Raw genomic sequence first — 24,696 nt, 5'->3', positions numbered from 1 at the left:
GAACAAATAAGAAGTATACTGTAGATTTTTTCATTTAAAAAAGCAGGATTGAGTTTGAGCTAACTAAAATTGTTGCGAGTACTTGTAGCGATGTAGTTTACCAGATGGTAGCGTTTATTTTACCCCAGTTTCCATTACCGTCATTTTGACTTGCGGTGTAATTAAAGCTTTCAATACCAAAAACTTGGTACCATCCCCAGTTATTCAAACTACCTTCATTACCGTAAGTACCCCAATGTTCTGCATGTTGTTGAAAGCTAATTCGCTGATCTACATTTAAAGCAATGCCATTTGGATTTTTGTTTTCAGAAATAAATTGCTTGAACTTTTTATCTCCTTCTACAGAAGGTCCCTCTCTATCTTGAATTAAGAACCTGTAATTTTTGTTGTTTACTGTAAAGTCTTGATTTTTATTTACTCCAGGAATTCCGCTTCCTTTTTTCTTATCCACAATATAGTATTCAATTAATTCGCCAGAAGTAGTTTTTGCCCAACCATACGCCCCAACAAATTTGTAGGAACCTTCTAGGGTGCCAATGTTGTAATTAATGACTCTATTCCATTGACCATTTTCCCAGCCTTTACCACCAACAATATCCTGGTTGTCCTTATATTCTAATTCAAAATTACCAGGATAGGTTTGTGCACCAGAGAAATTTAATTTACCCCAGCCGCCTTCTTTATAGATGGTCCACCAGTAACCACCATTAAGTGTTGGGGCATCTGTACGATTATCGCCAACAAAAAAGGCTTGGGTTGCAGAAAATTTTAATACGTCTAGTTCCTCAAGGGTACTGCCGGTGTCGGCATCTTCCGTAGAACAGTTTACAAGGAGGATTCCTCCTAATAAAAAAGTAAACATTTTTAGTTTTTTCATCATGTAATAATTTAGGTTTATTGTTATTTTAATAGAATTATTTGAAACTCTAGGCGTTGACTTTCAAATAATTATACTCAAACTTACTGCTTGGTTTAGCCTTGCTCTGTAAGTATTGAGTCATTATCTGCAAATCTTGAAGCATTAAATAGAGCGTGAGAAAATATGCAACATAAGAGGTTAGGAGTGGGGGATTAATTTGTAGTAGACGATGATTATTGCTCTTGATTTTAGTAAATTACAGACTTATTGGAGCAAATAGTTTCTATACTATTTGGTAAGGATTGCTTTATTCTAGCTATTGGTAAATTGCAAATGAGTTATTTATAGATTTCAAGATTCACGGTATTCAGGGTATTTTTACCTGGTTTTATGTTATTTCTTTGTACTGTAATCTAAAAATTAAAAAATAGTTCATACAATTTGTAACATAATTAGAAGTTTACATACTTAAATAGTACTACATATGCATATGACCAAAAAATTTACATTCTATAGTATTCTATTTTTTTCAATGACACTTTTTACGAGTTGCTTTGAAGTGTTGGAAGAGATAAATCTAAATTCTGATGGAAGTGGTTCTATGTTAGTTACTTTTAATTTGAGTAGAAGTAAAAGTAAAATTGCCTCCGTGATGTTGCTAGATAGTGTAAACGGTTATAAAGTACCTTCTAAAGATGATATTAACTTGGCATTAAAAGATGCCGAAAATCATTTAAAAACCATCAGCGGTATTAGTAATATTAAAAAGACAGCAGATTACGAAAATTATATTTTTACGCTTTCTTGTAATTTTGATAAGGTGGCAAATTTAGATGCTGTCTTTCAGGATTTAATTCGTCAACAAAACAAAAAAGAGAAAACAAATTTCAATACGACTAATTTTGCCTACAATAGCGCTACTCATAATTTTAAACGTTACTTTTCGTATGATACTAAAATCAAAAAAATCTTTTACAAGTTAAAAGGAGAAGATAGAAAAGTTTTTAATGATGCTACGTATACAAGTATTTATCGTTTTAAAGATGCGGTTAAAAGTATTTCTAATACACACGCAAAAATAGCTCCAAATAAAAAAGCGGTATTCTTAAAGATAGAGGCCATGTCTCTTATTTTGGGAGAAAAAAGTGTCGCTAATACCATACAATTATCAAAATAATTCAACCATATCAAATACAATTTCCAATGAAAAAAGTATTACTTTTTACATCCCTTTGCTTTGCTACTTTAGTAGCTTCGGCACAAGATTTAATCACTAAGGTGCCTAAAAATGCAAGTGTTGTAATAGCCCTTAAAGGAAGAAATATTACCGACTTAGTTTCTATTTCAGAATTTGAAAATTCTAAAATAGGAAAAATGTTTATAAAGCAACTATCTAGAAAAACAGACGGTGCTGTAGCTAATTTAGAAACCTTAGGAATAAACCTATCTGAAAACTTCTATTATTTTATGGAAACGCAGGAGGGTATCTTTACCCATAATTTCTTAGTTCCATTAAATGATAAAAGAGGTTTTTTTAGCTTGTTGTCAGAACATCAAAAAGAAGAAGTACAGTATGATGGTGATTTTGCTTATATGGTAGATGACTATGATCATATGGTAACCATGTGGAATGACGATACCTTATTAATTACGGTTTCTCAAGAAGAGAATGATTACGATGATGTTTACGGATATGATGATTATGACTATGCGGAAGATGCAGCTGAAGCTGCAGAAGCAGCAGCAGATGCAGCAGAAGCTACCTATCCTGTATTGAGTTTTGATGAAACTACGTATAATTTTGGAACCATTAAAGAAGGTGATATTGTAGCGCATACATTTAATTTTACAAATACAGGGGGTTCCTCTTTAGTAATCTCAGACGCAAAGGCTAGTTGTGGCTGTACTGTTCCTAGTTATTCTACAGATGAGATAGCACCTGGAGAATCAGGGAGTATCGATGTAAAATTTAATAGTTCTAATAAGAGTGGTGGTCAAAGTAAAACAGTGACTATTACCGCTAATACTGAAAATGGTACAGAACAACTTTATATTAAAGGGAAGATTACGGAAGATGGTGTTGCCGAAGTTGAAAGTGTTGTAGAAATTGTAGAAGAAGCTTATGAGATAGAAGAAACGGTAATAGAATCTACAGAAGATTACGATTCTAGTTTTTACAGTGATGATTACTACGCGGAGCAAGATAGAAAGCGTGAGATAAGAGAAGCAAAGAGAGTAGAAAAAAGAAAAGATGCTATGGTATCTGTGATAGAAAAAGCAAAAGCGACTCTTAAAGGTAATTATGCAGAAGGAAGTATTTTAATGAATAGTTCTTATATAAAAAGTGTAGGTGCCGGAAAAGATGAAGCTACTGTTTGGGTCAACGATTTTACAACTTTGTATAAAGAGGCAATACCGTCTTATTTTGGAAATAGTTATTATGGCGATAACCCATATGACATATTTAATTATGATAGACTATATGGAGGAATGTCATTGACTTCTAAATTAAATTTTGACGATACAAATGCATCGATCAAAACAATATATACCATGAATGAAGAAATGGCAGAATACCAAAGAGCCATATACAACGGTAAAATGAATAGCAACTTCTATAAGTATTTTAATGAAGATAGCATGAGTGGTTATTTTTCAATAAATACGAGTACAGAGGGTACTTTAAAAGCATATCCGAAATTGGTTGAAGCAATGTTTGACGGGGTAGAGAAAGAACATTTAGAAGATTTTGTTCCTATTGCAACACGATTAATTTCAATTTTATTGGATGAAGAGGCTATTGCTAAAGTGGTTCGTGGAGATATGCTATTAGTTATGAATGGCGTAGAAAATGTTGAAGTAACTTACACTACATATGATTATGATGAAAATTACGAGAGTGTAGAAGTTACTAAAACTAAAACAGAAGCGGTACCAAATTTTATTTTGATGATTACATCAGAAGAAAAAGAAATTTTTAATCGCTTAATGCGCATAGGAATAAAAGAGGGTGCAGTAACAGCAGAAAACGGATTCTACCAAGTTGAAATTCCGGATGCACCATTTACAGTAAACATGTTGTTTAAAGATAATACCTTATTAATTAGTAACTCTAAGGCACATATCACAGCGATGAGTAATGGTACTTATAATGCTAAGGTTTCGGGAAGGCATAAAAAACTTATTTCTAAAAATGCAGGAAGTATTTATATTAATGGAAAAAATATTGCTAGCGATATTCCAGAGGATATGGTTCCGGATTCTTACAGAGAAAAATTAAATTACATTTCAAATAATGTAGAAGATGTAGAATTCAGAATAGGCAAAATGAAAGGAAATGTTCTAGAGGGAGAAATGATTTTAAATACACCTGAAGGGAAAGGACATAAAAATAGTTTGGCTTATTTCTTAAATATGATTGATGCTTTAGTAGATTAAATAATATATTGATTTATGAAAAAGTTTTTAAAAATAACCCTTTCATTGCTAGTTTTAGCAGTGGCGGGGTATTTTGTTTATGTACAATACCAGAAATCTGCTTCTCTTAAATACCGGATTCATGAAGATGCAGAAAGCGTAATAAAGATAGGCTTGCACGACCTTCAAAAGACTATTTTGATTGATGCTTTTTCTGCGCCAATGTTTTATTGGGATCACATAGATTTCTCAAGTACTCCAAAAGACAAAAATGATAAACAGCGTATTAAAAAGGGTATAAATTTAAAGCCATATTCATTGGTTTTTTATACCATGAAGAATGTAAAAAATACACTGTTTACAACACTACCCATTAATGATGTTGAAGCATTTAATGTATATGCTGAAAAATACCTAGCAGATAGAAATTGTACTATTATAGAAAAAGAGTACAAGTACGCACTAGATGAGAAAACAAAGCTTATTTATGCTTGGAATGATACAAACCTGTCCATAGCCTATGCTCCGAAAAAAGCTTTTGAATTATGTAAGACAGTTTTTGATGATGTTCTACTAAATAAAAAGCTACTCTCAGAAACAGACCACCCTTATATCCAAATTTTAAAAGAGGCTGATGACCACATTACGTATTTGAAAGGTAAAAGTCAGGTAAGCTTAAATTTCTATGCGGGGAAGGCTTATGTAACAGGAATTATGTATACAGATACCCCTGATAAATTTAACACCTCAATTCAATATTCAGATATTCCAGATGCTTCTCTACAACTATATTTAGATGCGAATTTTTCTAGTACAGAGAATAAGGCAAGTACAGCTGAGTTTTTAAGTGATTTTTCATTTTTTGAAAAAAATAATATTGATATGGAGACTTTGGTTAAAAAAACTACGGGCGTGTTAAGTCTTGCTGTAAAAGGGACTACGATGCAAACAGATAGTATTGTTACGTATGAATATGATGATAATTTTAATAAAGTAGCAACTGTTGCGGTACAGGAGAAAGAAGCGCCATTACTTTATTTAAGTATGGCATCTGATACGACACTTAAAAATTATTTTAAAGAACAAGGAGCTATAGAGAATGGTATTTTAAAGGCGTTACCTATGTATTCTTTTTATGAAAATGACACGACTTCTTTAATGTCATTTGCTACGCAAAAGGGTGCTGTAATTAATCCTTTAAAAACGGGGAGTTACTTTTTTAGTCTCTCTGCCAATTTTAAGAGCTTGCAAGAAGATTTAAAAATTCCGAAAGCAGACAAGCTCGCAGCATTATTAAAAACAATTAGAATTAATGCCCAGCAATTAGAAGGGAATAAAATAGTCCTTGAAGGGAATCTAACAGCAGAAAATAACGAGATTAATATTATTTCACAGTTGTATTTTGGACTTCAAGAGTTAGATTCTATTCCTTAACTTAGTCGTACTATGAAATTAAGTTATTGGGAGTATAAAACCTGGTTGTCTACTATAGACTTTACAATTATTGGTAGTGGTATTGTGGGCTTAAATTGTGCATTACAACTGCAAACTAAATATCCAAAAGCAAAAATTTTAATTTTAGAGCGGGGTATTTTACCTCAAGGCGCAAGTACTAAAAATGCAGGGTTTGCCTGTTTTGGTAGTATTTCTGAAATTTTATCTGATTTAAAAACACATACAGAAGATGAGGTTTATCAGCTTGTACAAAAGCGATGGGAAGGAATACATCTTTTACGAAAAAACTTAGGGGATAAAGAAATAGGTTTTAAAAACTTGGGAGGGCATGAAATATTTACCGATCAACAAGAAGCTCTTTATGAAGCATGCTTAGCTAAAATAGAAATTACGAATTCTTTTTTAAATCCAATTTTTAAAGGGCATGCATTTAAGGTGCATGCAAATACTTTTAATTTTAAAAAAATCCAAAATAAGTACATCACAAACGTTTTTGAATCTCAGATTGATACAGGGAAGATGATGGCTCAATTACTACGGCGTGTTCAATCAAGTGGCGTAATGCTATTAAATTCTTTACACGTAGAAAGTTTTGTAGATTTAGCGGAAGGTGTTGCAGTAAAAACAAACGAGTTTGAGTTTACAACCAAAAAATTGATTATAGCTACTAATGGTTTTGGTGCAGAATTATTAGGAGAAGAGATTAAACCAGCACGTGCTCAGGTATTAATTACTAAGCCTATACAGAATCTAAAAATTAAGGGTGCATTTCATTTAGATGAAGGGTATTATTATTTTAGAAATATTGATGATCGTATTTTATTAGGCGGTGGTCGTAATCTAGATTTTAATACAGAAGAAACTACTTCTTTTGGAGAAACAGCAGTAGTTCAAAATAAATTAGAAACATTACTAAAAGAAGTTATAGCTCCAGAATACGCTATAGAAATTGATCAAAGGTGGAGTGGTATTATGGGAGTAGGGCCACAAAAAAGACCCATTGTTAAGCAAGTTTCTAACCATGTGTATTGTGGAATAAGAATGGGAGGAATGGGAATTGCAATTGGTAGTATTATTGGTAAAGAATTGGCAGATTTAGTCTAGATTTGCCCGCGTAAAAAAATAATACCATTTTTTGCTTTAATTTAAAATCTAATAGTGATGGAACAAAATTTAAAAAAACAGTTATATGACTTCTGTAAAAATTTTGCAGATAATCGGGTATCTCGTATTCGTAAAGATATAGCAGATTTTAAAGAATCCTTGAACAGTGAAACTAAGAGTAGTGCTGGTGATAAACATGAAACAGGTAGAGCTATGATTCAATTAGAGCTAGAAAAATCTGGGGTTCAGTTAGCTGAAGCTGAGAAAATGGCAAAGGTTTTAGATATGGTAAATATTAAAACAAAGACAGATTTTGTTGGTTTGGGTAATTTAGTGAAAACTAATAAAGCCAATTATTTTCTAGGAATTTCGGCAGGAGAATTTAAGGGAGATGGCATTTCTGTGTATTGTATTTCTTCAGAAACCCCTATGGGCAAGCTACTTTTTGGTAAAGAAAAACAGGATGTAGTTACTTTTAATACCAATGAAATTACAATTAATGAAATTCTCTAAATCTGTTTTAGAGAATTTCATTTTATTTTTTAATTGTTTATTTTCAATAAGTTGATATCAAAAATTAAAACAGAACCACCAGGTATGGATCTATTGTCGTTTGATCCGTACCCTAAATGTGCCGGCACAAAAAGTTTTCCAGAACCACCTTCATTAAAATAGGTGATACCTTCTGTCCACCCTTGAATTACGCCATTTAGGTTAAAAGTAATTCCACTAGCATCGCTTTCGTCAAAGACAGCTCCATCTAAAAAGTAGCCTTTATAAGCAACCGTAACGCTAGAACTAGCCATTGGCTTTTCGCCATCGCCTTGTTCATCAATACTATAGTACAGACCTGTTTCACTTCTAATGGCTTCAATGTTATTTGCAGCGATATACGCAGCTATATCAGCTTCATTTTGGGTAACATAATCAATGTTTTCTTTATCACCACTACAGCCTAAAAATAGGATAATGCATAAAGACAAAAAGATATTTTTCATTTGTTTTTTTTACAAATATATGTAGCCTAATTTAATTCTAATCTATTTTTTTTCCTTGCGTAGTAAAAGACAAGCCTTGAGAGCCCGAAGTAGAAATCATTACACTTTCAAATAAAGGTTCTGATGTGCTTGGCTTTACTTGCCAATCAAAAATAAAATTAGCACCTGGACCTCCTTCTTTATCTTTTTCAGCAATAACAATGGCTAAAGTTTCAAGCGGATTCAGATAAATTGTTTTATCAATATACGTGTTAAGATGTTTTCCTTGAGAATCAAAATATTCTCCTTTAGTAATGTATAAAGTATCTTTTCTACTCGTGTTTCGGATGCTTACCGTAGCCGTTAAATCATGTGTAACATGTTCTGTAACGCTATAAATCTGTGAATAGACAGATAGGTAGCTGCTGCCACTTTCTAAAGAGTCAGGTAAAGTGGTGGTATGCATTCTTTGTTTCCAATTCAGATTAGTGTCTGATGATTTGGGTTCTTTATCTTCACAAGATGCAAAAATAAATAACAGGCAGCATAAGCTTAATACGGTTTTCATCTGTTCAACTTTAGAACTATAAAAATACGCAAAGTTTAGTAGTTATTTGTGCCTTTAATTGTTTGGTAATTACCAATTGTTTTTGGTGCGATTTGCTTTTTTTTCTGCCGCTTTCTTTTTACTGTGTAAGCGCTTTTCTATTGAAGATCTACTCGGTTTCGTTCGTTTACGTTTCTTAGGTTCTTTTAGCGCATTTTCTAAAAGTCCTAGGAACCTTTTTATAGCAAGTGTTTTGTTTTTATGCTGACTTCTACTTTCGTCACATTGTAGTTGCAAAACATGTTCTTTATTTAGCTTGTTCTTTAATTTTAAATAAATCTTTTCTTTTTCAAGAATGTTTAAACTAGTAGAATTTACTACATCAAAAAACAACTCAATTTTGGTAGACACTTTATTTACATGTTGACCACCAGCTCCGCTACTCCTAACGGCCTTAAATTGTAATTCGTTCACGATAAGTTCCTTGTTCAAAATCAGTCTTTTATTCTTGTATTTATAGTTTCTAGGGCTACGTTTAGGTATACTTCTTTTTCTGCTTCTAAAGCATGAGGAGCGTTGAATAATATAGTATCGGTCTCATTAAGTTTACTTTCAATTAAGTAATGAGAGCCTTTAAAATAAGAATTTTTGACCCACACTTTTAAGCCGCTATTTTCTGAAATTATAAGTTCTGATGGGTATACTAAAATAGATTTTTCAATAGTTGCATAGGGCTTTAATAAGGAAATGGCAATTAGGTTTACATCACCAAAAAGTAAAGCAATATGTTTCTTTTGAGGATGATTGTATAACTCTTCTGGTTTTGCTTTTGCAGCTATGCCTTGGTCTTTTAGCACTAATATCTCATCTGCAAATGAGAGTATATCATGGGTATCATGTGAAGCTACTATGCAGGTTATTTTTTCAGACTTCAGGTAATTAAAAAGATTTCTCCTTAACGTATTCTTTCTGGAATTATCAATATGGCTAAAAGGTTCATCTAGTAAAAGAATCTCAGGTTTCTGAGCAAGAACTCTTGCTAAAGCTACTCTTTGCTGTTGACCACCGCTTAATAGTTTTACTTTGGTCTTGGCAAATGCAGTCATCTCAATCATTTCTAGAAGCTCATCTGTACGCTCTTTTAGTTCTTTTGGATAAAAAACAGATAAAAACTGACTTACATTATCTTCTACTGATAAATAGGGCATCAAATCAAAATCTTGAGAAAGGTATTTCATGAAGGTCTCTCCTGGAACCAATTTAAAATCAGGTCCAAAAACAGGTTTATCATCCCAAAGTATAGTCCCAGTATTAGGTTGTAAAATACCATAGAGAAGTTTCAATAGGGTACTTTTTCCGCAGCCACTTTCTCCAATAATAGAAATATGTGCTCCTTTTTCAGCAGTAAAGCTAATATCAGAAATGATTTGATTGGATGAGTATGAAAAAGAAAGTTTGTTTACGTGTAACATAGGATGTTCTATTACGGACAAAATTAGAAATAAAAAATCCGTTCCCAGAGGAAACGGATTTTATTCTTAATTATTTGAAATATTATTCTTTAAACTCTTTTAAAACGGCTTGGTTCGGTAGTTTATCAAACCCCATGTTAAATAGCGTAAAAGCCTGTAGGTCTACTTGCTCATTAATAATAGCTTCGGTAGATTTACCTGCGCCATGTCCAGCATTTACATCAATACGTATTAAAGTAGGGTTGTCTCCCGCTTGTGCTTCTTGTAGGGCTGCGGCAAATTTAAAACTATGTGCAGGCACTACACGGTCATCATGATCACCGGTGGTAACTATAGTTGCGGGATATGCGGTTCCTTTTTTTACATTGTGTACAGGAGAATATCCCTTTAAGTACTCAAACATCTCTTTATTATCTTCAGAAGTTCCGTAATCATAAGCCCAGCCTGCACCGGAGGTAAAGGTATGGTAACGTAGCATGTCTAAAACACCTACGGCTGGCATGGCAACTTTCATTAAATCTGGTCTTTGTGTCATAACTGCGCCTACCAATAACCCACCATTAGAACCTCCTTTAATGGCTAAGTATTCTTTAGAAGTATATTTTTTCTTAATTAGGTATTCTGCGGCAGCAATAAAATCATCAAACACATTTTGCTTCTGTAATTTTGTTCCAGCATCGTGCCATTTTTTACCATATTCACCGCCACCTCTTAGGTTAGGAACAGCATAGATACCACCTTGTTCCATCCAAACAGCATTTGCAATGCTAAAAGAAGGAGTTAGGCTGATATTAAAACCACCATAACCATATAATATAGTCGGATTTTTGCCATTGAGTTCTATACCTTTTTTGTGGGTAATAATCATTGGAACTTTTGTGCCATCTTTTGAGGTGAAGAATACTTGCTTAGATTCATAGTCCGATGGATTGAAATCTATACTTGGTTTCCAATACTGTGTGTAGTCGCCTGTTTCTACGCTATACTTGTATAAAGATCCAGGGGTACTGTAGTTGGTAAATGAAAAGTAGAATTCTTTTTCCTCCTTTTTACCGCCAAAACCTCCTGCGGAACCAACGCCAGGTAATTTCACTTCACGAATTAGTTTCCCATCGTAATCATATTGATATACTTTAGAAATAGCATCAACCATATATTCTGCAAAAAAATAGCCTCCGCCCGTACTTGGTGACAAAACATTTTCAGTTTCAGGAATAAAATCTACCCAATTTTCTGAGCTAGGATTTGCCGCATCAACGGTAACTACTTTCTGGTTTGGAGCGCCCATATTGGTCATAATATACAATTTAGAACCTTCGTTTTCAATGACATAGCTATCGGTATCAGTATGGTCAAGAATCGTTACAAACTTAGCCTCTGGTTTTGTAAGGTCTTTCATTAAAAGCTTACTTCCTGAGGTTGATGTTTTTGGGTAAACAAATAAGTAGTGGCCATCTTCAGTAACGCTACCGCTTATATAGCGGTGTTTTTGATCAGGAGTTCCCCCGTAAATTAAAATATCTTCTTTTTGAGGTGTTCCCAATTTATGATAGTATAATTTGTGCTGATCTGTTTTGGCAGATAATTCACTTCCTTTTGGCTTGTCATAGCTGGAGTAGTAGAACCCGTCATTTTCTTTCCAAGAGACGCCACTGAATTTAATATCGACTAAGGTGTCTTCAATAACCTCGTTTTTGGTAGCATCTAAGATGATTACTTTGCGCCAATCACTACCACCTTCGGAGATAGAATAAGCAGCTTTGCTTCCATCTTTAGAAAAGTCTAGACCTGCTAGAGAGGTTGTGCCATCTTTAGAAAAGGTATTAGGATCTAAAAAAACTTCTGCTTCTGTATCTTCTCCTTTTTTTCTATAGACTACATATTGGTTTTGAAGTCCGTCATTTTTATAGAAATAATGATAGTCGCCCTCCGTAAAGGGGGATCCTAATTTTTCATAATTCCATAGTTTCTCTAAGCGCTTCTTTAAATCTGAACGAAAAGGAATGTGTTCTAAATAGCCATATGTAACTTTGTTCTGAGCTTTTACCCAGGCTTCCGTTTCTGAGCTTTTATCATCTTCTAACCACCGGTATGGGTCTTTTATTTCAGTGCCAAAATAGGTGTCTATACTATCTGCTTTATGTGTTGTAGGATAATTCACAGTTATTTTTTCTTTTTTAGGTGTTGTTTCGCAACTTACTAATAGTATGGTAGTAAGTGCTATGCTGGCAATTTTTTTCATAGGTCGTTTAATTAGTCCCTCTAAAAATAACACAAAAAAACCTTTGCAACAGGCTTGTGCAAAGGTTTTAACATTCTTTAGGGTTTAGGAGTTACACTAAGTTGTGTGCTACTAAATATTCTCCAATTTGTACCGCATTGGTTGCGGCTCCTTTTCTAAGGTTATCAGCAACAATCCACATGTTTAACGTGTTTCTTTGGGTCTCATCTCTACGAATACGTCCCACAAAAACATCATCTTTATCATGTGCATAAATAGGCATTGGGTACGTGTTGGTATCAGGATTGTCTTGTACAATAACTCCTGATGATTCGCTTAATAGTTTACGTACATCAGTGAGATCAAAATCGTTTTCAAACTCAACATTTACAGATTCAGAATGTCCTCCTGCAGTAGGGATACGTACTGCTGTAGCTGTTATAGAAAAGCTACGATCATCAAATATTTTTTGAGGTTCACGCGCTAATTTCATTTCTTCTTTAGTATATCCATTTTCTAAAAAAACATCACAATGTGGTAATGCATTTCTTCCTATAGGATAAGGGTAAGCCATTTCTCCTTGTATACCTGCAATTTCATTTTCTAATTGTTGAACAGCTTTAACACCAGTTCCAGAAACAGATTGGTAGGTAGAAATTACCACTCTTTTCATTTTATATTTTTTATGAAGAGGCGCAAGACACATCACTAATTGAATCGTAGAGCAATTAGGATTCGCAATAATTTTATCTTCCTTTGTTAATTGGTCTGCATTGATTTCTGGGACTACTAATTTTTTAGTAGGATCCATTCTCCATGCAGATGAATTATCAATCACGGTGGTACCTACTGCTGCAAATTTAGGAGCCCATTCTGTTGAGGTCTCTCCGCCAGCAGAAAAAATGGCAATCTGTGGTTTTGCAGCCAAAGCATCAGCTAAACCTATTACGGTATATTCTTTGTTTTGATAGGTCATTTTCTTGCCTACTGAACGTTCAGAAGCTACTAATAATAATTCTGTGATAGGAAAATTACGTTCTGCTAAAACTTTTAGCATTACTTCTCCTACCATACCTGTTGCACCTACAACTGCTACTTTCATTGTTATAAATTTTGAGCAACAAATGTACTTCAATACGATTAATTGGACAAAGAAATTAAAGATGAATAATTATAATTTAACAAAAAGTTACATTTATAACAAAATTTCATTATCTTTCATGATATTAAAGCTAGGAGGTCTAAAAACCATAAATTTGCCAAAATAAGAAGTTTTAGAGAAAATATGAAGGTTTGGATAATTGATGACGACTTAGTATCACGATTTGCTACACAATATGGAGTACGACAATCTTCTACTTTGTGTGCTATTGATATTTTTGAAAGTGCAGCAGAGGTTTTAGTCCTTATACAGGATGAAGCCTTTTCAGGAACTGATTTGCCGGATATATTACTACTAGATCTTGTAATGCCAGAAATGGATGGTTGGCAGTTTTTAGAAGCATTAGAAAAAACGGGAAAGAACAAGAATAGTCTCCGGATATACATATTGTCTGCTTTCACAAATTCTAAAGACCGCATTTTAGCAAAAGAACATCCTTTAGTATATGGCTATTTTGATAAACCGATATCTAAAATTAATGTAGATTCCATATTTAAAACCTTAGAATAATCCTTTTAGATATTTTTTATTTTAATAAAAAAGGATTGAGTAAGGCAAAAGAAAAACCGCCAAATACATTAGCGTAATGTACTTGACGGCTTTAGATTAATACTGCAGTGCAGCGGTATTATCCAAACATTGGATAATGAATATTATTTATTTCTTCAATAAATCTCTAATTTCAGCAAGAAGATCTTCTTGAGAAGGTCCAGCAGGAGCTGCAGGAGCAGGAGGTGTTTTTGTTTTGTTGTAAGCTCTTACAATAATGAACATTACTAATCCAACGATTAATAAGTTTACAATAGTGTTAATCCAAGAACCATAAGCGATTACAGCTCCACCTGCTTCTTTTGCGGCAGCTAAAGTGGTGTAATCTTGTCCGTCCATTGCAATATGCATATCTTCAAAGTTCATTCCGCCAGCGAAATAACCAATAAATGGCATAGCGATATCTTTAACAAATCCATTAATTACAGCACCTAATGCGCCAGCCATAATTACTGCAACTGCAAATTCAATGACGTTACCTGTCATAATGAAATTTTTAAATTCTTTTAACATGATTTAGTGTTTTTAATTATTAGTTAATAGTTTAATGTACCGCAAGGTACTAAAAAATTAAATCTTAATTAAATGTTAATAGAGTTTTGTTGTTCAACGATAACTCTCTTTACTCTTTGAGAAATACCGGTAAGTACTTCATATGAAATAGTATTAGCGCCTGCTGCAAATTCGGTTGCAGTTGGTTTATTTCCAAAAACGATTACTTCATCGCCTTCAGAACAATCAATGTCTGTAACATCAACCATAATCATGTCCATGCAGGTATTTCCTATGATGGGAGCGTAATATCCGTGTACACAAACAACACCTTTACCATTCCCATATTCTCGACCAATACCATCGGCATGACCTAATGGTAATGTTGCTGTTTTTATTTTTTTGTTTGAAGTAAAAGCACGGTTGTACCCAACACTTTCATTAGGTTCTAGATAATGAATCTGGGAGATATTTGTTTTGAGCGTAGCTACGGGAATAAAATTTTTATCTTCATCGATATCATTTCCAAAACCGTATAAGCCAATTCCGCTGCGTACCATATCAAAATGTGCTTCTGGGTAATTGATAATTCCGGAGGTATTGGCTAAATGTTTAAAGGGAATATAAGGTAAAGCTGCATCTATTTGAGTGCTGATTATATTGAAATTTTTAATTTGATTTAAGGTAAAATCTTTCTCCTCTAAATCTTCAGAAGCCGCCAAATGTGAAAAAATAGACAACACTTTTACAGCCGTAGTTTCTGAGAGTTTTTTAACGATTGAAGGAATATCTTTAGCATTAAAGCCTAACCTATTTAATCCTGTATTAAACTTTAAATGTATCGGATAGATTTTTTGTTGGTGACGTTCAGCAGCAGTTATAAAAGCAGTTAATATTCTTTCTGAATAGAGATTAGGTTCTAAGCAACGTTCAATAATAGTATCAAAACTTACAATTTGTGGGTGTAAAACTAATATGGGAATTTTAATTCCTGCATTCCTAAGTGAAACACCTTCTTCGGTATAGGCAACTGCAAGATAATCTGCACCTAATGCCACTAATTTCTGAGCAATAGAAACGGCATCGCTCCCGTAAGCAAATGCTTTAACTACGCCTAGAAATTTAGTTTTTGAAGAAATTTTTGTTTTTAAGTACCGGTAATTATGTTCTAAAGCTGTTAAGTTTATTTCTAGAACTGTTTCTTGAGCCTTAGCCATTGGTGTTTGTATTGTTTTTTACTTGCTCCGCTTCAATATCAATATCTTTAATTTTTTCTCGGAGCATAGCTTTGTAATATGCAGCTCTGCTTAAAGGTTCATAAGCTTCTGTTTCGCCCAATAATACTAATTTGTCATTGGTAGATTTTCTAAAGCTATAATTGGCTAAATTTCCAGTGCGTGTACAAATAGCATGCACTTTGGTAACATATTCTGCTGTAGCCATCAATGCGGGCATGGGACCAAAAGGGTTTCCTTTAAAATCCATATCAAGACCTGCAACTAAAACACGAATTCCTCTATTTGCCAAATCATTACAAACGGCAACAATTTCATCATCAAAAAACTGAGCTTCATCAATTCCTACTACATCGCATCCATCAGCTAACAAGCGAATATTTGCGGCAGCGGGCACCGGAGTAGAGCGTATTTGGTTGGCATCATGTGATACCACCATTTCTTCATGATAGCGTGTGTCTACCTGAGGTTTAAAAATTTCAACCTTTTGCTTAGCGAATTGGGCTCTCTTTAGTCGTCGGATAAGTTCCTCTGTCTTACCAGAGAACATAGAACCGCAGATAACTTCGATCCAGCCAAATTGTTCTTTAGGGTTTACAGTATTTTCAAGAAACATTTTGTAATTTTAGACGAAAGTTATACGTTAACCGTTTTATTAAAACGAAGCCATAAAATTACTAAACAAACACGGTCTTTTATAATAGATTAGAATAAAAAATTTTGACAGATGAAAAAACAGCTGAAAAAAAAATTAGTTAAAATTGCTACAAATATTATTACTGCTGATGACATTAATGATATTACAGGAATGTATGCTGCATCAAAAGAGTTGTATGAAAAATTAGCGGTGCTTAAATTTATTGAAGAGGAGCTAAATGATATAGAGATAGATGTTTCTAAAAATGCAATTGCTGCTAAGTTTGAAGAATTAGCAAATGCGGTAATGAATGAAAATAAACAGGTACCAGAAAGCAATCCACATCAAGAAGATATTATGATTCCTGGTATGGATACTATAAAAGATATGGTTTCTGAAATGCCTATGAGTGCTGAAGCCGAAGATGTCTTTGCAGATTTCATGGCAACACCCGCGCTAATGAAGAATGATAAAGACCTTTTTATGCCGGTAGAAACAGAGAAAAAGGTTAGTGAAGAGGTAAAAAAGTCTGTTAACGATACTTTTCAGAAAGAGATAAAAGTAGGACTTAATGATCGTTTAGCTTTTGTTAAACATCTTTTTAATAATAATATGGAAGATTACAACCGTGTAATCTCACAACTAAATACAATTACTACAGAAGAACGTTCTATTGCATTTATTGTAAATATGGTAAAACCAGATTACAATAGTTGGCAAGGAAAAGAAGAGTACGAAACTAGATTCGTAGAACTCATTTCGCGCAAGTTTTCTTAAAAAATAAATTTGTAAGTATCACGTATAAAGGCTGACTTATAGTAAAACTATAAATCAGCCTTTTTTATGAAAACTATTAAAATACTTTATTGGATTGGAACCGCATTATTAACTGCAATTATGCTGTTTTCTATTCAGATGTACTTGTTAAATACAGAGGCAATAGAAGGTGCATTTACAACATTAGGATATCCTACTTATTTGGTGTATCCCTTAGCTTTTGCTAAAATTTTAGGGCTAATTGCCATATTTGGTAATTTTAATAGATCTTTGAAGGAATGGGCGTACGCAGGTTTTTTCTTTGATATTAGTTTAGCCTTTTTTGCACATATAGCAGCAAATGACGGACAATATTTATTTGCCTTATTAGCCTTTATCGGGTTAATAATTTCTTATTTTGCGGGTAAAAAGGCAAGGCCGTAATTTTACCCAATGGGAAAACTCTATATTGTACCAACACCAATAGGAAATTTAGAAGATATTACACTAAGAGCCATACGTGTATTAAAAGAAGCAGATTTAATTCTAGCGGAAGATACACGCACGAGTGGCAAGCTATTGCATCATCTTGAAATTTCAACGCACATGCAAAGTCATCATATGCATAATGAGCATAAGACGGTAGACAATATTGTTAAGCGAATTCTAGCGGGCGATACCATTGCCCTAATCTCTGATGCTGGTACGCCTGCCATTTCTGATCCTGGGTTTTTACTAACAAGAGCTTGTGTAGAACATCATATAGAGGTCGATTGTCTTCCCGGAGCTACGGCTTTTGTTCCTGCTTTAGTAAATAGCGGATTGCCTAATGATAAGTTTGTTTTTGAAGGTTTTCTACCCGTTAAAAAAGGAAGGCAAACTAGATTAATATTACTCGCAGAAGAGCCAAGAACTATAATTTTTTATGAATCGCCTCATAAATTATTAAAAACACTAGGTAGTTTTGTAGAATATTTTGGAGCAGACCGGCAAGTTTCTGTTTCTCGAGAATTAACTAAACTGTATGAAGAAACAATACGTGGAACGGCAGAAGAAGTCTTAAAACACTATACAGACAAACCTCCAAAAGGAGAAATTGTGATCGTCGTTGCCGGAAAAACAAAAGAGAAATGAAAATAGCAGATTTTAAAAATAGATTAGAACATACCCCTAAAGAAATTGAATTTTCTGAAACGATGGCTGTTATAGAGGAGCATTATAATTTTTCTCCAACAGCATTCACGAACGGAGTATTGAAAAATGCGGCCGGCGAAAATTCAGGATCTTGTAAATTATTTGCTTTTGCGGTAGATCAAGAATTAACCAAGGAACAGGCTTTAGCATGTTTTGGTGCCTATTATTTTGATGATGTATTAAATGATCCAGCAGGAAACGGACACCAAAACATAAGAAATTTTATGGTAACAGGTTTTGAAGGTTTGCATTTTGATGGGGTTGCAGTAACAGATAAATAATGGTTATAAGTCGGGCTTTCTATAAAATATTTCTTGGAATTACGGTAATCGTTTTAGTAGCTGCATGTAAGGATACCGTAAAAGAAACCGTGACTAAAAAAAGTGAGATGTTGCCTAATGGCATGCACTTAATGGTTGAAAAAACAGCTATTGAAAAAACTTCCTTTGGGATATTCACCAATCATAATTATGGAACTTCCCACAGGTTTAAATACCGCATTGCTGTAGATCAAGGAAGTATAGAGTGGGATTTTGGAGTTGGGGAGCCTAAACACTTTCTTTTTTGTGACAAAGGGGTCTATATTCATTACTTAAACGAAAACAGTTATACAGAAGAAGCTAGAGATACGATCAACGATACTATTGAAAAGGTACAGGTCATAAAAATTGAAAATCAATACCAGAAATACATCGATGAACGGTATTTATTTAAATTATTTGGAGATGCGTACTGGGTAGATGTTACAGCGGAAGAATATGCTAGAAACAAAGCACTTTGTTCTGAACAAGCCATACCAAACGACAATGAATTAAGCATTGATGCTGTTGAATAGTTTAAGCTTAGGAATAAAACCCCACCAATTGGCAGGGCTCGATTTTTAATTTCCATACTGTTGTCACTTCGAGTGAATTTTAAGCTCTTTTTGCTTTAAATTAGTATCTAGAAGTATTCGTGTTCCTGGGGCATGTTGATATTATCTTTTGAACTGAGCCACACAAAAATTACTGGAACTCAAATTTTTAAAATTACCATCAACCATCAACTAATATTTAGATCCATCATGTTTGCCTTTTTCCCAACCTGTTTTTCCTAGATATTGATCTGCACTTTCAACAGCGCCATTTTCTATCGTAGTTCCCATAGAATCATTCCATCTATTTAAATAGCCAAAAAGAGAAATAACGCCTAACATTTCTACAATTTCACCCTCATTCCAATATTGGTATAAACGTTCTTTAATCTCAGCGTCAACACCATTTGGTACTTGTGATGCTTGTAATGAAAAATCTAGTGCAGCACGTTCAGCTTCGGAAAAAGCAGCATGCGTTCTGTATTCCCAAATATTATCTAATTGCTCCTGTTCTGCTCCGTAGCGTTCTGCGGCTCTGATGGCATGCGCTTGGCAGTAACGGCATCCTGTAGCATTACTACTTACCCAAGCAATCATACGTTTTAAGGCAGAAGTAACGCTACCTTCATTAGCCATAACGGCTTTGTTTAAATTGATAAATGCTTTAGAAATTGCAGGTCTATGCTGCATAGTTAATACAGAGTTTGGACAGAAACCCAAGGTTTCATTAAAGAATTCTGCTAATTCTTTGGTTTCTTTATCGTGATTCGGATCTAAAGGTTGTACTAAGGCCATATCGTTCTTTGTTTATATTCTTTTATCGTATTTTTGAGTAATCAAATCCCTTACAAGAAACGAAAAATTATGAGCACAACAAATCATATATCAACCAAATGGTTGGGCAACATGACCTTTGAAAGTAATAATCCTTCAGGAAATAGTTTAAAAATAGATATTGCTAAAGAAGATGGTGGTGATGGTAATGGGTACAGACCTAAGGCGTTGATGCTTTCTTCTCTTGCAGGATGCTCAGGATTGGATGTAGCCGCATTGATAAAAAAAATGAAATTAGACGTAGAAGAATTTCATATTGAAACCATCGCTAATTTGACGGATGAGCACCCAAAATTTTATGATAAAGTTGTGGTAGAATATCACTTTCACGGCGCTAATCTTAAAGAAGATAAGCTGCAAAGAGCGGTAGATTTATCCGTAGAAAAATACTGTGGTGTTATGGAAATGTTTCGTCAGTTTGCTGAGGTAGAAATCAACACGTTTTTTCATAATAAATAAGGGTATTCAAGTATCAAGTTCAATATCAAGGCTGAAGACTAAAGCTTAAATTTGTTTTTTAAAGGATATGGAAAATAAAAAATATGATTTAGAGGATAGACTGGTGGCTTTTGCGGGAGATATTATTTTATTCTGCAAAGACTTGCCAAATGATATGACTGGAGAGTATTATGGGAATCAATTACTGAGGTCTGCAGGTAGTTCTGCTCTTAATTTTGGAGAAGCTCAGGGAGCTAGTTCGGTTAAAGATTATATTCATAAGGCAAGTATTTGTTTAAAAGAATTGAAAGAGTCTAGAGTGAACCTAAAGATTTTGAATAAGGCTTTTTATGGTGATGAAAGTATACGTTTGAATCTATTAGAAGAAGTAGAACAACTAATAAAAATTATTGCAACAATTATTAAAAATAAGAAAAATCAGTGACTTTAAGTTTTTTGAACTTGAACTTGATACTTGAACTTGATATATGCGCTGGACGATAAAAGCCAAACCCGAAGAAGAAAAGATAAAGGAACTTGCCAGTGCTTTAAATGTAGAAGATCTAGTAGCGCAATTATTACTTCAGCGAGGTATTTCTACTTTTGAAGAAGCAAAACTGTTTTTCAGACCTCAGTTATCAGACCTACATGATCCTTTTTTGATGAAGGATATGGATATTGCGGTAGCACGTATAGAAACTGCAATTAATGAAGGCGAGAATATTTTGGTTTTTGGCGATTATGATGTAGATGGCACTACGGCAGTAGCTTTAATGTCGTCCTATTTATTGTCTTTCTATCCCAATGTGGCCACCTATATTCCAGATAGATATGCAGAAGGTTATGGCGTGTCTTATAAAGGAATTGATTTTGCCGAGGATAATAACTTCTCTTTAATTATAGCTTTAGATTGCGGAGTAAAAGCAGTAGATAAAGTTGCCTATGCCAAAGAAAAAGGTGTAGATTTTATTATTTGCGATCACCATAGACCTGGTGCTACCTTACCAGATGCCATAGCTATTTTAGACCCTAAAAGAAGCGATTGTACCTATCCGTATGATGAACTTTGTGGTTGTGGTGTAGGTTTTAAACTGATACAAGCTTTAGGCTCCAGACAAGGAGAAACTATTGAAGATTTAATTCCGTATTTAGACTTAGTCGCTACGGCTATTGGCGCAGATATTGTGCCTATTACGGGAGAGAATAGAGTATTGGCCTATTATGGCTTAAAAGTAATCAACTCAGACCCTAGAGCTGGTTTCAAGGCCATCATCAATCAGATAAAAAAAACGATCTTAACCATTACCGATGTTGTTTTTGTCATTGCCCCACGTATTAATGCGGCAGGCAGAATGGTACATGGCCAGCATGCCGTAAATTTATTAACGGAAACTAATCAAGCACAGGCTGAAAAGTTTGCAGGCGAGATAGAAAAATATAACAGTGATCGTAGAGGTTTAGATCAAGAAATAACCAAAGAAGCACTCACTCAGATTATTGAGAATGAGGAGGAAGAGGGCTTTACCTCGGTAGTGTATAAAGAAACATGGCACAAAGGCGTTATAGGTATTGTAGCCTCTAGACTTACGGAAACCTATTACCGGCCAACCTTAGTATTTACGAAGAGTGGCGATAAATTAGCGGCTTCCGCACGTTCCGTAAAAGGTTTTGATGTGTATAATGCTTTAGAGGGCTGTGCGGATTATATAGAACAGTTTGGGGGGCACAAATATGCGGCGGGACTGACTTTATTGGAAGAACAATACCAAAATTTTAAACATCAATTTGAAAAAGTAGTTTCAGAAACCATAGACCCTAATTTATTAATTCCTGAAATTGCTGTTGACTTACGTATTGAAATTAAAGATATTACGCCTAAACTAATGCGTATTATAAACCAGTTTGAACCTTTTGGTCCTGAGAATATGACGCCTGTGTTTATGGCAGAAAATATTCAAGACTCTGGGTATGCAAAGGGCGTAGGTGAAGAAGGGAAACATTTGAAATTTGCAGTTACCCAAAATGGCTATGGCCCTATTGGGGGAATTGGTTTTAGTTTAGGGGATAAATTACCATTGCTAACAGGTAGGAAACCCTTTAGTGCTGTTTTTTCTATTGATGAGAATGAATGGCAAGGCAATGTGAGCTTGCAATTGAAATTGAGGGATATAAAGTAGCTTAATTTAAGGTGTCCTGCACTCCTGACAATTTGATATTTATGGAAATTAACAAAACTATTACTCCCATGGAGGAGTCTGATCGATATTTAAATAAATATATTAATGCCTTAGAAAATACCACATTTGAAGTTTTTGAAAATGATGTTACCAAAAAATCATTGAATGGATATGCATTTTCCTTAATTCGTGAATTATCCAAGTACACCACATGCCCAAACCAAGACAGAGCCTTGCAGACGAAAGCATTGCATTATTTCAAAATTTTAGCAAAAGCCTTTTATCATTTAGCATATTCTGTAGGTGCAGAGGTAACCGTACAATTTAGAGACAAACCTGTGCAGCATATAGGTGTTGCCTACAAAAGCAATATGGGCTTTGCTGATTGGTTGAACACCTATAGTATATTTAGAGTACTACGGGACCAAGCAGGTTTAAATGTATTGGAGGGTATTACAGATAGTGCTATGGATAGGGCAGAAACAAGTTGGGATACTTTAGATAAAAACATGCTTCATTTTCTTTCTAGTTTACATACTAACCCCAAAACAAGGGAGAAGTTGTTAATAGATGCTATTAAATCTACCCACCCAGATTCTGGAGATTATTTACAAGAAGGTTTTGCTATAGAATTTGTAACCTATTTATACGAGCCTTTACTGTTTGTATATGAAGCGCTTTTACGAAATAATGAAGAAGATTTTAATGCACAATTAATAGAAGCACTTACCAGACACAAAACCTATTACGACACACAAAAAAATAAGCGCTGTAACGACTCAAATGGTTGGATAAGTTGGCGTCTATTAGGTGCTGCAGCTTTAGCATACGATAAGGGTATAAAAATTAATGTAAAAAGTGATTATATACCAGAGTGGCTGTATAAAGGAGAGTTTGATACTGCTACGCTTCCGAAATATATGGTAAGCTAAAAAGAATGCACTTTTTAAAATATAGCTGTTCAAGAGAAAAATCTCTTTCTTACCTTTGCAGCTTACTTTTTTTAATGCTTCCTTATGGATCCGTATGCTGCTTTACGCTATAAAGAGTTCAATATATTTTTGATGGTGCGTTTTGCTATGGTTTTTGCCTGGTCTATGCAATTTATTGTAATAGAATGGCAGGTGTATACCTTAACTAAAGATCCGTTATCCTTAGGGATTATAGGTTTAATGGAAGTTATTCCGGCGGTTTCTATGGCACTTTTTGCAGGACATATTGTAGACCAGAAAGAAAAACGAAACCTTTTGATGTGGTGTATTCTTGGGTTTTCTGTGATTAGTTTTGGGCTGTTTATCATCAGTATTCCTTCTGTTGTTTCAGACTTAGCGACTAGAACTATTTTATATACCATATATGCTTTAGTTTTTTTAGGCGGAATTGTCCGTTCTTTTATTGGCCCCACTATTTTTTCATTAATCGCCTTAATTGTTCCTAAAAAAATATACCCTAACGCTGCAACATGGAGCAGTTCTACGTGGCAAATGGGTGCTGTTTTAGGTCCGGCTTTGGCAGGATTCTCTATAAGTTATATTGGTGTGCATTGGTCCATGTGCTTAATCTTTGCTTTTTCTATACTTGCATTAATTGCACTTTTTAAAATAGAGCGCAAGCCTATTTTAAATCCGAAAATAGGGGAGCCTATATTTGAAAGCTTAGGAGAAGGCTTAAAATTTGTGTTTAGTAACAAGGCCATTTTAGGAGCACTTACGCTAGATATGATTGCCGTTTTATTTGGGGGTGCTGTGGCACTATTGTCAGTCTTTGCGCAAGACATTTTGCACGTAGGAGCAGAGGGTTTCGGAATTTTAAGAGCGGCTCCTGCAGTGGGTGCAGCAATTACCATGTTGGGCTCTACCCGATTTCCTATTCATAAAAATGCAGGTAAAAAATTACTCTTGGCGGTATTCGGATTTGGATTGTGTATGATTGTTTTTGGATGGTCTACCTATTTTTGGGTATCTGTGGCTGCGTTATTTTTAAGTGGGGCGCTAGACGGAATCTCTATGGTGGTACGCCAGACTATCTTACAATTAAAAACACCAGATCATATGCGAGGCCGTGTAGCCTCTGTAAATTCTATTTTTGTGGGTTCTTCTAATGAATTAGGTGCTTTTGAAAGCGGAGTAACCGCAAAATTAATGGGTACGGCTACAGCAGTAATTTTTGGAGGTATTATGACGATAACTACGGTAGGGATTACATCTTTAGTTTTTCCTAAATTCAGAAAGCTAGACCTTCAGAAAGATGTTGAAGAGCATGAGGCAGAAGATTAATTACTTTAATTTTTGAATACAAAAAAAGCCCAATGAAGGGC

At 34.4% G+C, this 24,696-nt stretch carries 27 protein-coding genes; 16 read left to right on the top strand and 11 right to left on the bottom strand.

What is annotated here, in order from left to right; translation table 11 throughout:
- Nucleotides 1-97: 97 nt before the first annotated feature.
- Nucleotides 98-880, bottom strand: a complete 783-nt coding sequence (locus tag CELAL_RS21395; protein WP_052303981.1) for a glycoside hydrolase family 11 protein — start codon at nucleotides 878-880, stop codon at nucleotides 98-100.
- A gap of 463 nt (nucleotides 881-1,343) precedes the next feature.
- Here CELAL_RS21395 and CELAL_RS06625 point away from each other — a divergent pair, with 463 nt between their 5' ends.
- The 5 genes from CELAL_RS06625 to CELAL_RS06605 are packed head-to-tail and all read left to right on the top strand — an operon-like array spanning nucleotide 1,344 to nucleotide 7,348.
- Nucleotides 1,344-2,036, top strand: coding sequence for a hypothetical protein (locus CELAL_RS06625; RefSeq protein WP_013550132.1), 693 nt, complete (start codon nucleotides 1,344-1,346; stop codon nucleotides 2,034-2,036).
- 26 nt (nucleotides 2,037-2,062) lie between these two features.
- Complete coding sequence (locus tag CELAL_RS21390) at nucleotides 2,063-4,297, top strand: DUF1573 domain-containing protein (RefSeq protein WP_013550131.1); 2,235 nt, start codon at nucleotides 2,063-2,065, stop codon at nucleotides 4,295-4,297.
- 15 nt (nucleotides 4,298-4,312) lie between these two features.
- Nucleotides 4,313-5,710 carry a hypothetical protein gene (locus CELAL_RS06615; protein WP_013550130.1) on the top strand — a complete coding sequence of 466 codons (1,398 nt, stop codon included), beginning with the start codon at nucleotides 4,313-4,315 and terminating at the stop codon, nucleotides 5,708-5,710.
- A gap of 12 nt (nucleotides 5,711-5,722) precedes the next feature.
- On the top strand, nucleotides 5,723-6,835 hold the full coding sequence (locus CELAL_RS06610) for an NAD(P)/FAD-dependent oxidoreductase (protein ID WP_013550129.1): 1,113 nt from the start codon (nucleotides 5,723-5,725) through the stop codon (nucleotides 6,833-6,835).
- Between the two features lie 57 nt (nucleotides 6,836-6,892).
- Nucleotides 6,893-7,348 carry a 3-oxoacyl-ACP synthase gene (locus CELAL_RS06605; protein WP_013550128.1) on the top strand — a complete coding sequence of 152 codons (456 nt, stop codon included), beginning with the start codon at nucleotides 6,893-6,895 and terminating at the stop codon, nucleotides 7,346-7,348.
- 29 nt (nucleotides 7,349-7,377) lie between these two features.
- Here CELAL_RS06605 and CELAL_RS06600 read toward each other — a convergent pair whose 3' ends face one another.
- The 6 genes from CELAL_RS06600 to CELAL_RS06575 all read right to left on the bottom strand — a co-directional run bounded on the left by CELAL_RS06600 (nucleotide 7,378) and on the right by CELAL_RS06575 (nucleotide 13,154).
- Nucleotides 7,378-7,833 (bottom strand): FKBP-type peptidyl-prolyl cis-trans isomerase, encoded by a 456-nt coding sequence (locus CELAL_RS06600; protein ID WP_013550127.1) that lies wholly within the window; start codon nucleotides 7,831-7,833, stop codon nucleotides 7,378-7,380.
- Between the two features lie 37 nt (nucleotides 7,834-7,870).
- Nucleotides 7,871-8,380, bottom strand: a complete 510-nt coding sequence (locus CELAL_RS06595; protein ID WP_013550126.1) for a DUF3124 domain-containing protein — start codon at nucleotides 8,378-8,380, stop codon at nucleotides 7,871-7,873.
- Between the two features lie 69 nt (nucleotides 8,381-8,449).
- On the bottom strand, nucleotides 8,450-8,851 hold the full coding sequence (arfB, locus tag CELAL_RS06590; protein ID WP_013550125.1) for an alternative ribosome rescue aminoacyl-tRNA hydrolase ArfB: 402 nt from the start codon (nucleotides 8,849-8,851) through the stop codon (nucleotides 8,450-8,452).
- A gap of 2 nt (nucleotides 8,852-8,853) precedes the next feature.
- Entirely contained in the window at nucleotides 8,854-9,831 is a 978-nt protein-coding gene (locus CELAL_RS06585) for an ABC transporter ATP-binding protein (RefSeq protein WP_013550124.1), read from the bottom strand.
- Between the two features lie 82 nt (nucleotides 9,832-9,913).
- Nucleotides 9,914-12,073 carry a prolyl oligopeptidase family serine peptidase gene (locus CELAL_RS06580; protein WP_013550123.1) on the bottom strand — a complete coding sequence of 720 codons (2,160 nt, stop codon included), beginning with the start codon at nucleotides 12,071-12,073 and terminating at the stop codon, nucleotides 9,914-9,916.
- 91 nt (nucleotides 12,074-12,164) lie between these two features.
- The gene (locus CELAL_RS06575) at nucleotides 12,165-13,154 is read right to left on the bottom strand and encodes an aspartate-semialdehyde dehydrogenase (protein ID WP_013550122.1); all 990 of its coding nucleotides are present in this window, start codon (nucleotides 13,152-13,154) and stop codon (nucleotides 12,165-12,167) included.
- A 183-nt stretch (nucleotides 13,155-13,337) separates the two neighbouring features.
- On the opposite strand from CELAL_RS06575, the gene CELAL_RS06570 reads away from it, so the two are divergent.
- Nucleotides 13,338-13,724 (top strand): response regulator, encoded by a 387-nt coding sequence (locus CELAL_RS06570; protein WP_013550121.1) that lies wholly within the window; start codon nucleotides 13,338-13,340, stop codon nucleotides 13,722-13,724.
- A 147-nt stretch (nucleotides 13,725-13,871) separates the two neighbouring features.
- Here CELAL_RS06570 and mscL read toward each other — a convergent pair whose 3' ends face one another.
- From mscL to CELAL_RS06555, 3 genes are all read right to left on the bottom strand, one after another.
- Nucleotides 13,872-14,276, bottom strand: a complete 405-nt coding sequence (gene mscL / locus CELAL_RS06565) for a large conductance mechanosensitive channel protein MscL (RefSeq protein ID WP_013550120.1) — start codon at nucleotides 14,274-14,276, stop codon at nucleotides 13,872-13,874.
- Nucleotides 14,277-14,344: 68 nt separating this feature from the next.
- Nucleotides 14,345-15,472, bottom strand: coding sequence for an alanine racemase (alr, locus tag CELAL_RS06560; RefSeq protein ID WP_013550119.1), 1,128 nt, complete (start codon nucleotides 15,470-15,472; stop codon nucleotides 14,345-14,347).
- Entirely contained in the window at nucleotides 15,465-16,106 is a 642-nt protein-coding gene (locus CELAL_RS06555; RefSeq protein ID WP_013550118.1) for a thymidine kinase, read from the bottom strand. Before CELAL_RS06555 ends, alr begins: the two co-directional genes overlap by 8 nt.
- Before the next feature lie 111 nt (nucleotides 16,107-16,217).
- On the opposite strand from CELAL_RS06555, the gene CELAL_RS06550 reads away from it, so the two are divergent.
- From CELAL_RS06550 to CELAL_RS06530, 5 genes are all read left to right on the top strand, one after another.
- Nucleotides 16,218-16,904, top strand: a complete 687-nt coding sequence (locus tag CELAL_RS06550) for a hypothetical protein (RefSeq protein WP_013550117.1) — start codon at nucleotides 16,218-16,220, stop codon at nucleotides 16,902-16,904.
- Nucleotides 16,905-16,970: 66 nt separating this feature from the next.
- Nucleotides 16,971-17,327, top strand: coding sequence for a DoxX family protein (locus CELAL_RS06545; RefSeq protein WP_013550116.1), 357 nt, complete (start codon nucleotides 16,971-16,973; stop codon nucleotides 17,325-17,327).
- A 9-nt stretch (nucleotides 17,328-17,336) separates the two neighbouring features.
- Entirely contained in the window at nucleotides 17,337-18,017 is a 681-nt protein-coding gene (rsmI, locus tag CELAL_RS06540) for a 16S rRNA (cytidine(1402)-2'-O)-methyltransferase (protein WP_013550115.1), read from the top strand.
- The gene (locus tag CELAL_RS06535; RefSeq protein WP_013550114.1) at nucleotides 18,014-18,358 is read left to right on the top strand and encodes a HopJ type III effector protein; all 345 of its coding nucleotides are present in this window, start codon (nucleotides 18,014-18,016) and stop codon (nucleotides 18,356-18,358) included. The genes rsmI and CELAL_RS06535 overlap by 4 nt, the downstream gene beginning before the upstream one ends.
- Complete coding sequence (locus CELAL_RS06530; RefSeq protein WP_013550113.1) at nucleotides 18,358-18,912, top strand: hypothetical protein; 555 nt, start codon at nucleotides 18,358-18,360, stop codon at nucleotides 18,910-18,912. The genes CELAL_RS06535 and CELAL_RS06530 overlap by 1 nt, the downstream gene beginning before the upstream one ends.
- 210 nt (nucleotides 18,913-19,122) lie before the next feature.
- Here CELAL_RS06530 and CELAL_RS06525 read toward each other — a convergent pair whose 3' ends face one another.
- Complete coding sequence (locus tag CELAL_RS06525) at nucleotides 19,123-19,725, bottom strand: carboxymuconolactone decarboxylase family protein (RefSeq protein ID WP_013550112.1); 603 nt, start codon at nucleotides 19,723-19,725, stop codon at nucleotides 19,123-19,125.
- Between the two features lie 69 nt (nucleotides 19,726-19,794).
- On the opposite strand from CELAL_RS06525, the gene CELAL_RS06520 reads away from it, so the two are divergent.
- The 5 genes from CELAL_RS06520 (at nucleotide 19,795) to CELAL_RS06500 (ending at nucleotide 24,655) form a co-directional block, all read left to right on the top strand.
- Entirely contained in the window at nucleotides 19,795-20,223 is a 429-nt protein-coding gene (locus CELAL_RS06520; protein WP_013550111.1) for an OsmC family protein, read from the top strand.
- Nucleotides 20,224-20,290: 67 nt separating this feature from the next.
- Nucleotides 20,291-20,647, top strand: coding sequence for a four helix bundle protein (locus CELAL_RS06515; protein WP_013550110.1), 357 nt, complete (start codon nucleotides 20,291-20,293; stop codon nucleotides 20,645-20,647).
- Nucleotides 20,648-20,690: 43 nt separating this feature from the next.
- Nucleotides 20,691-22,379 carry a single-stranded-DNA-specific exonuclease RecJ gene (gene recJ / locus CELAL_RS06510; protein WP_013550109.1) on the top strand — a complete coding sequence of 563 codons (1,689 nt, stop codon included), beginning with the start codon at nucleotides 20,691-20,693 and terminating at the stop codon, nucleotides 22,377-22,379.
- 41 nt (nucleotides 22,380-22,420) lie between these two features.
- Nucleotides 22,421-23,311 carry an immunity 49 family protein gene (locus tag CELAL_RS06505; protein ID WP_041557583.1) on the top strand — a complete coding sequence of 297 codons (891 nt, stop codon included), beginning with the start codon at nucleotides 22,421-22,423 and terminating at the stop codon, nucleotides 23,309-23,311.
- 84 nt (nucleotides 23,312-23,395) lie between these two features.
- Nucleotides 23,396-24,655, top strand: a complete 1,260-nt coding sequence (locus CELAL_RS06500) for an MFS transporter (protein WP_013550107.1) — start codon at nucleotides 23,396-23,398, stop codon at nucleotides 24,653-24,655.
- Nucleotides 24,656-24,696 lie beyond the last annotated feature (41 nt).

It is taken from the genome of Cellulophaga algicola DSM 14237 (assembly GCF_000186265.1).
GTDB classification, from domain to species: domain Bacteria; phylum Bacteroidota; class Bacteroidia; order Flavobacteriales; family Flavobacteriaceae; genus Cellulophaga; species Cellulophaga algicola.
Note: the sequence above shows the minus strand (reverse complement) of the source record. Positions and strands in the feature narration are given on the sequence as shown.

What these genes read in the sequence shown, in the direction of transcription:
- CELAL_RS21395 (WP_052303981.1), bottom strand. Translation starts at nt 880, where the DNA reads ATGATGAAAAAACTAAAAATGTTTACTTTTTTATTAGGAGGAATCCTC.
- CELAL_RS06625 (WP_013550132.1), top strand. Translation starts at nt 1,344, where the DNA reads ATGCATATGACCAAAAAATTTACATTCTATAGTATTCTATTTTTTTCA.
- CELAL_RS21390 (WP_013550131.1), top strand. Translation starts at nt 2,063, where the DNA reads ATGAAAAAAGTATTACTTTTTACATCCCTTTGCTTTGCTACTTTAGTA.
- CELAL_RS06615 (WP_013550130.1), top strand. Translation starts at nt 4,313, where the DNA reads ATGAAAAAGTTTTTAAAAATAACCCTTTCATTGCTAGTTTTAGCAGTG.
- CELAL_RS06610 (WP_013550129.1), top strand. Translation starts at nt 5,723, where the DNA reads ATGAAATTAAGTTATTGGGAGTATAAAACCTGGTTGTCTACTATAGAC.
- CELAL_RS06605 (WP_013550128.1), top strand. Translation starts at nt 6,893, where the DNA reads ATGGAACAAAATTTAAAAAAACAGTTATATGACTTCTGTAAAAATTTT.
- CELAL_RS06600 (WP_013550127.1), bottom strand. Translation starts at nt 7,833, where the DNA reads ATGAAAAATATCTTTTTGTCTTTATGCATTATCCTATTTTTAGGCTGT.
- CELAL_RS06595 (WP_013550126.1), bottom strand. Translation starts at nt 8,380, where the DNA reads ATGAAAACCGTATTAAGCTTATGCTGCCTGTTATTTATTTTTGCATCT.
- CELAL_RS06585 (WP_013550124.1), bottom strand. Translation starts at nt 9,831, where the DNA reads ATGTTACACGTAAACAAACTTTCTTTTTCATACTCATCCAATCAAATC.
- CELAL_RS06580 (WP_013550123.1), bottom strand. Translation starts at nt 12,073, where the DNA reads ATGAAAAAAATTGCCAGCATAGCACTTACTACCATACTATTAGTAAGT.
- CELAL_RS06575 (WP_013550122.1), bottom strand. Translation starts at nt 13,154, where the DNA reads ATGAAAGTAGCAGTTGTAGGTGCAACAGGTATGGTAGGAGAAGTAATG.
- CELAL_RS06570 (WP_013550121.1), top strand. Translation starts at nt 13,338, where the DNA reads ATGAAGGTTTGGATAATTGATGACGACTTAGTATCACGATTTGCTACA.
- mscL (WP_013550120.1), bottom strand. Translation starts at nt 14,276, where the DNA reads ATGTTAAAAGAATTTAAAAATTTCATTATGACAGGTAACGTCATTGAA.
- alr (WP_013550119.1), bottom strand. Translation starts at nt 15,472, where the DNA reads ATGGCTAAGGCTCAAGAAACAGTTCTAGAAATAAACTTAACAGCTTTA.
- CELAL_RS06555 (WP_013550118.1), bottom strand. Translation starts at nt 16,106, where the DNA reads ATGTTTCTTGAAAATACTGTAAACCCTAAAGAACAATTTGGCTGGATC.
- CELAL_RS06550 (WP_013550117.1), top strand. Translation starts at nt 16,218, where the DNA reads ATGAAAAAACAGCTGAAAAAAAAATTAGTTAAAATTGCTACAAATATT.
- CELAL_RS06545 (WP_013550116.1), top strand. Translation starts at nt 16,971, where the DNA reads ATGAAAACTATTAAAATACTTTATTGGATTGGAACCGCATTATTAACT.
- rsmI (WP_013550115.1), top strand. Translation starts at nt 17,337, where the DNA reads ATGGGAAAACTCTATATTGTACCAACACCAATAGGAAATTTAGAAGAT.
- CELAL_RS06535 (WP_013550114.1), top strand. Translation starts at nt 18,014, where the DNA reads ATGAAAATAGCAGATTTTAAAAATAGATTAGAACATACCCCTAAAGAA.
- CELAL_RS06530 (WP_013550113.1), top strand. Translation starts at nt 18,358, where the DNA reads ATGGTTATAAGTCGGGCTTTCTATAAAATATTTCTTGGAATTACGGTA.
- CELAL_RS06525 (WP_013550112.1), bottom strand. Translation starts at nt 19,725, where the DNA reads ATGGCCTTAGTACAACCTTTAGATCCGAATCACGATAAAGAAACCAAA.
- CELAL_RS06520 (WP_013550111.1), top strand. Translation starts at nt 19,795, where the DNA reads ATGAGCACAACAAATCATATATCAACCAAATGGTTGGGCAACATGACC.
- CELAL_RS06515 (WP_013550110.1), top strand. Translation starts at nt 20,291, where the DNA reads ATGGAAAATAAAAAATATGATTTAGAGGATAGACTGGTGGCTTTTGCG.
- recJ (WP_013550109.1), top strand. Translation starts at nt 20,691, where the DNA reads ATGCGCTGGACGATAAAAGCCAAACCCGAAGAAGAAAAGATAAAGGAA.
- CELAL_RS06505 (WP_041557583.1), top strand. Translation starts at nt 22,421, where the DNA reads ATGGAAATTAACAAAACTATTACTCCCATGGAGGAGTCTGATCGATAT.
- CELAL_RS06500 (WP_013550107.1), top strand. Translation starts at nt 23,396, where the DNA reads ATGGATCCGTATGCTGCTTTACGCTATAAAGAGTTCAATATATTTTTG.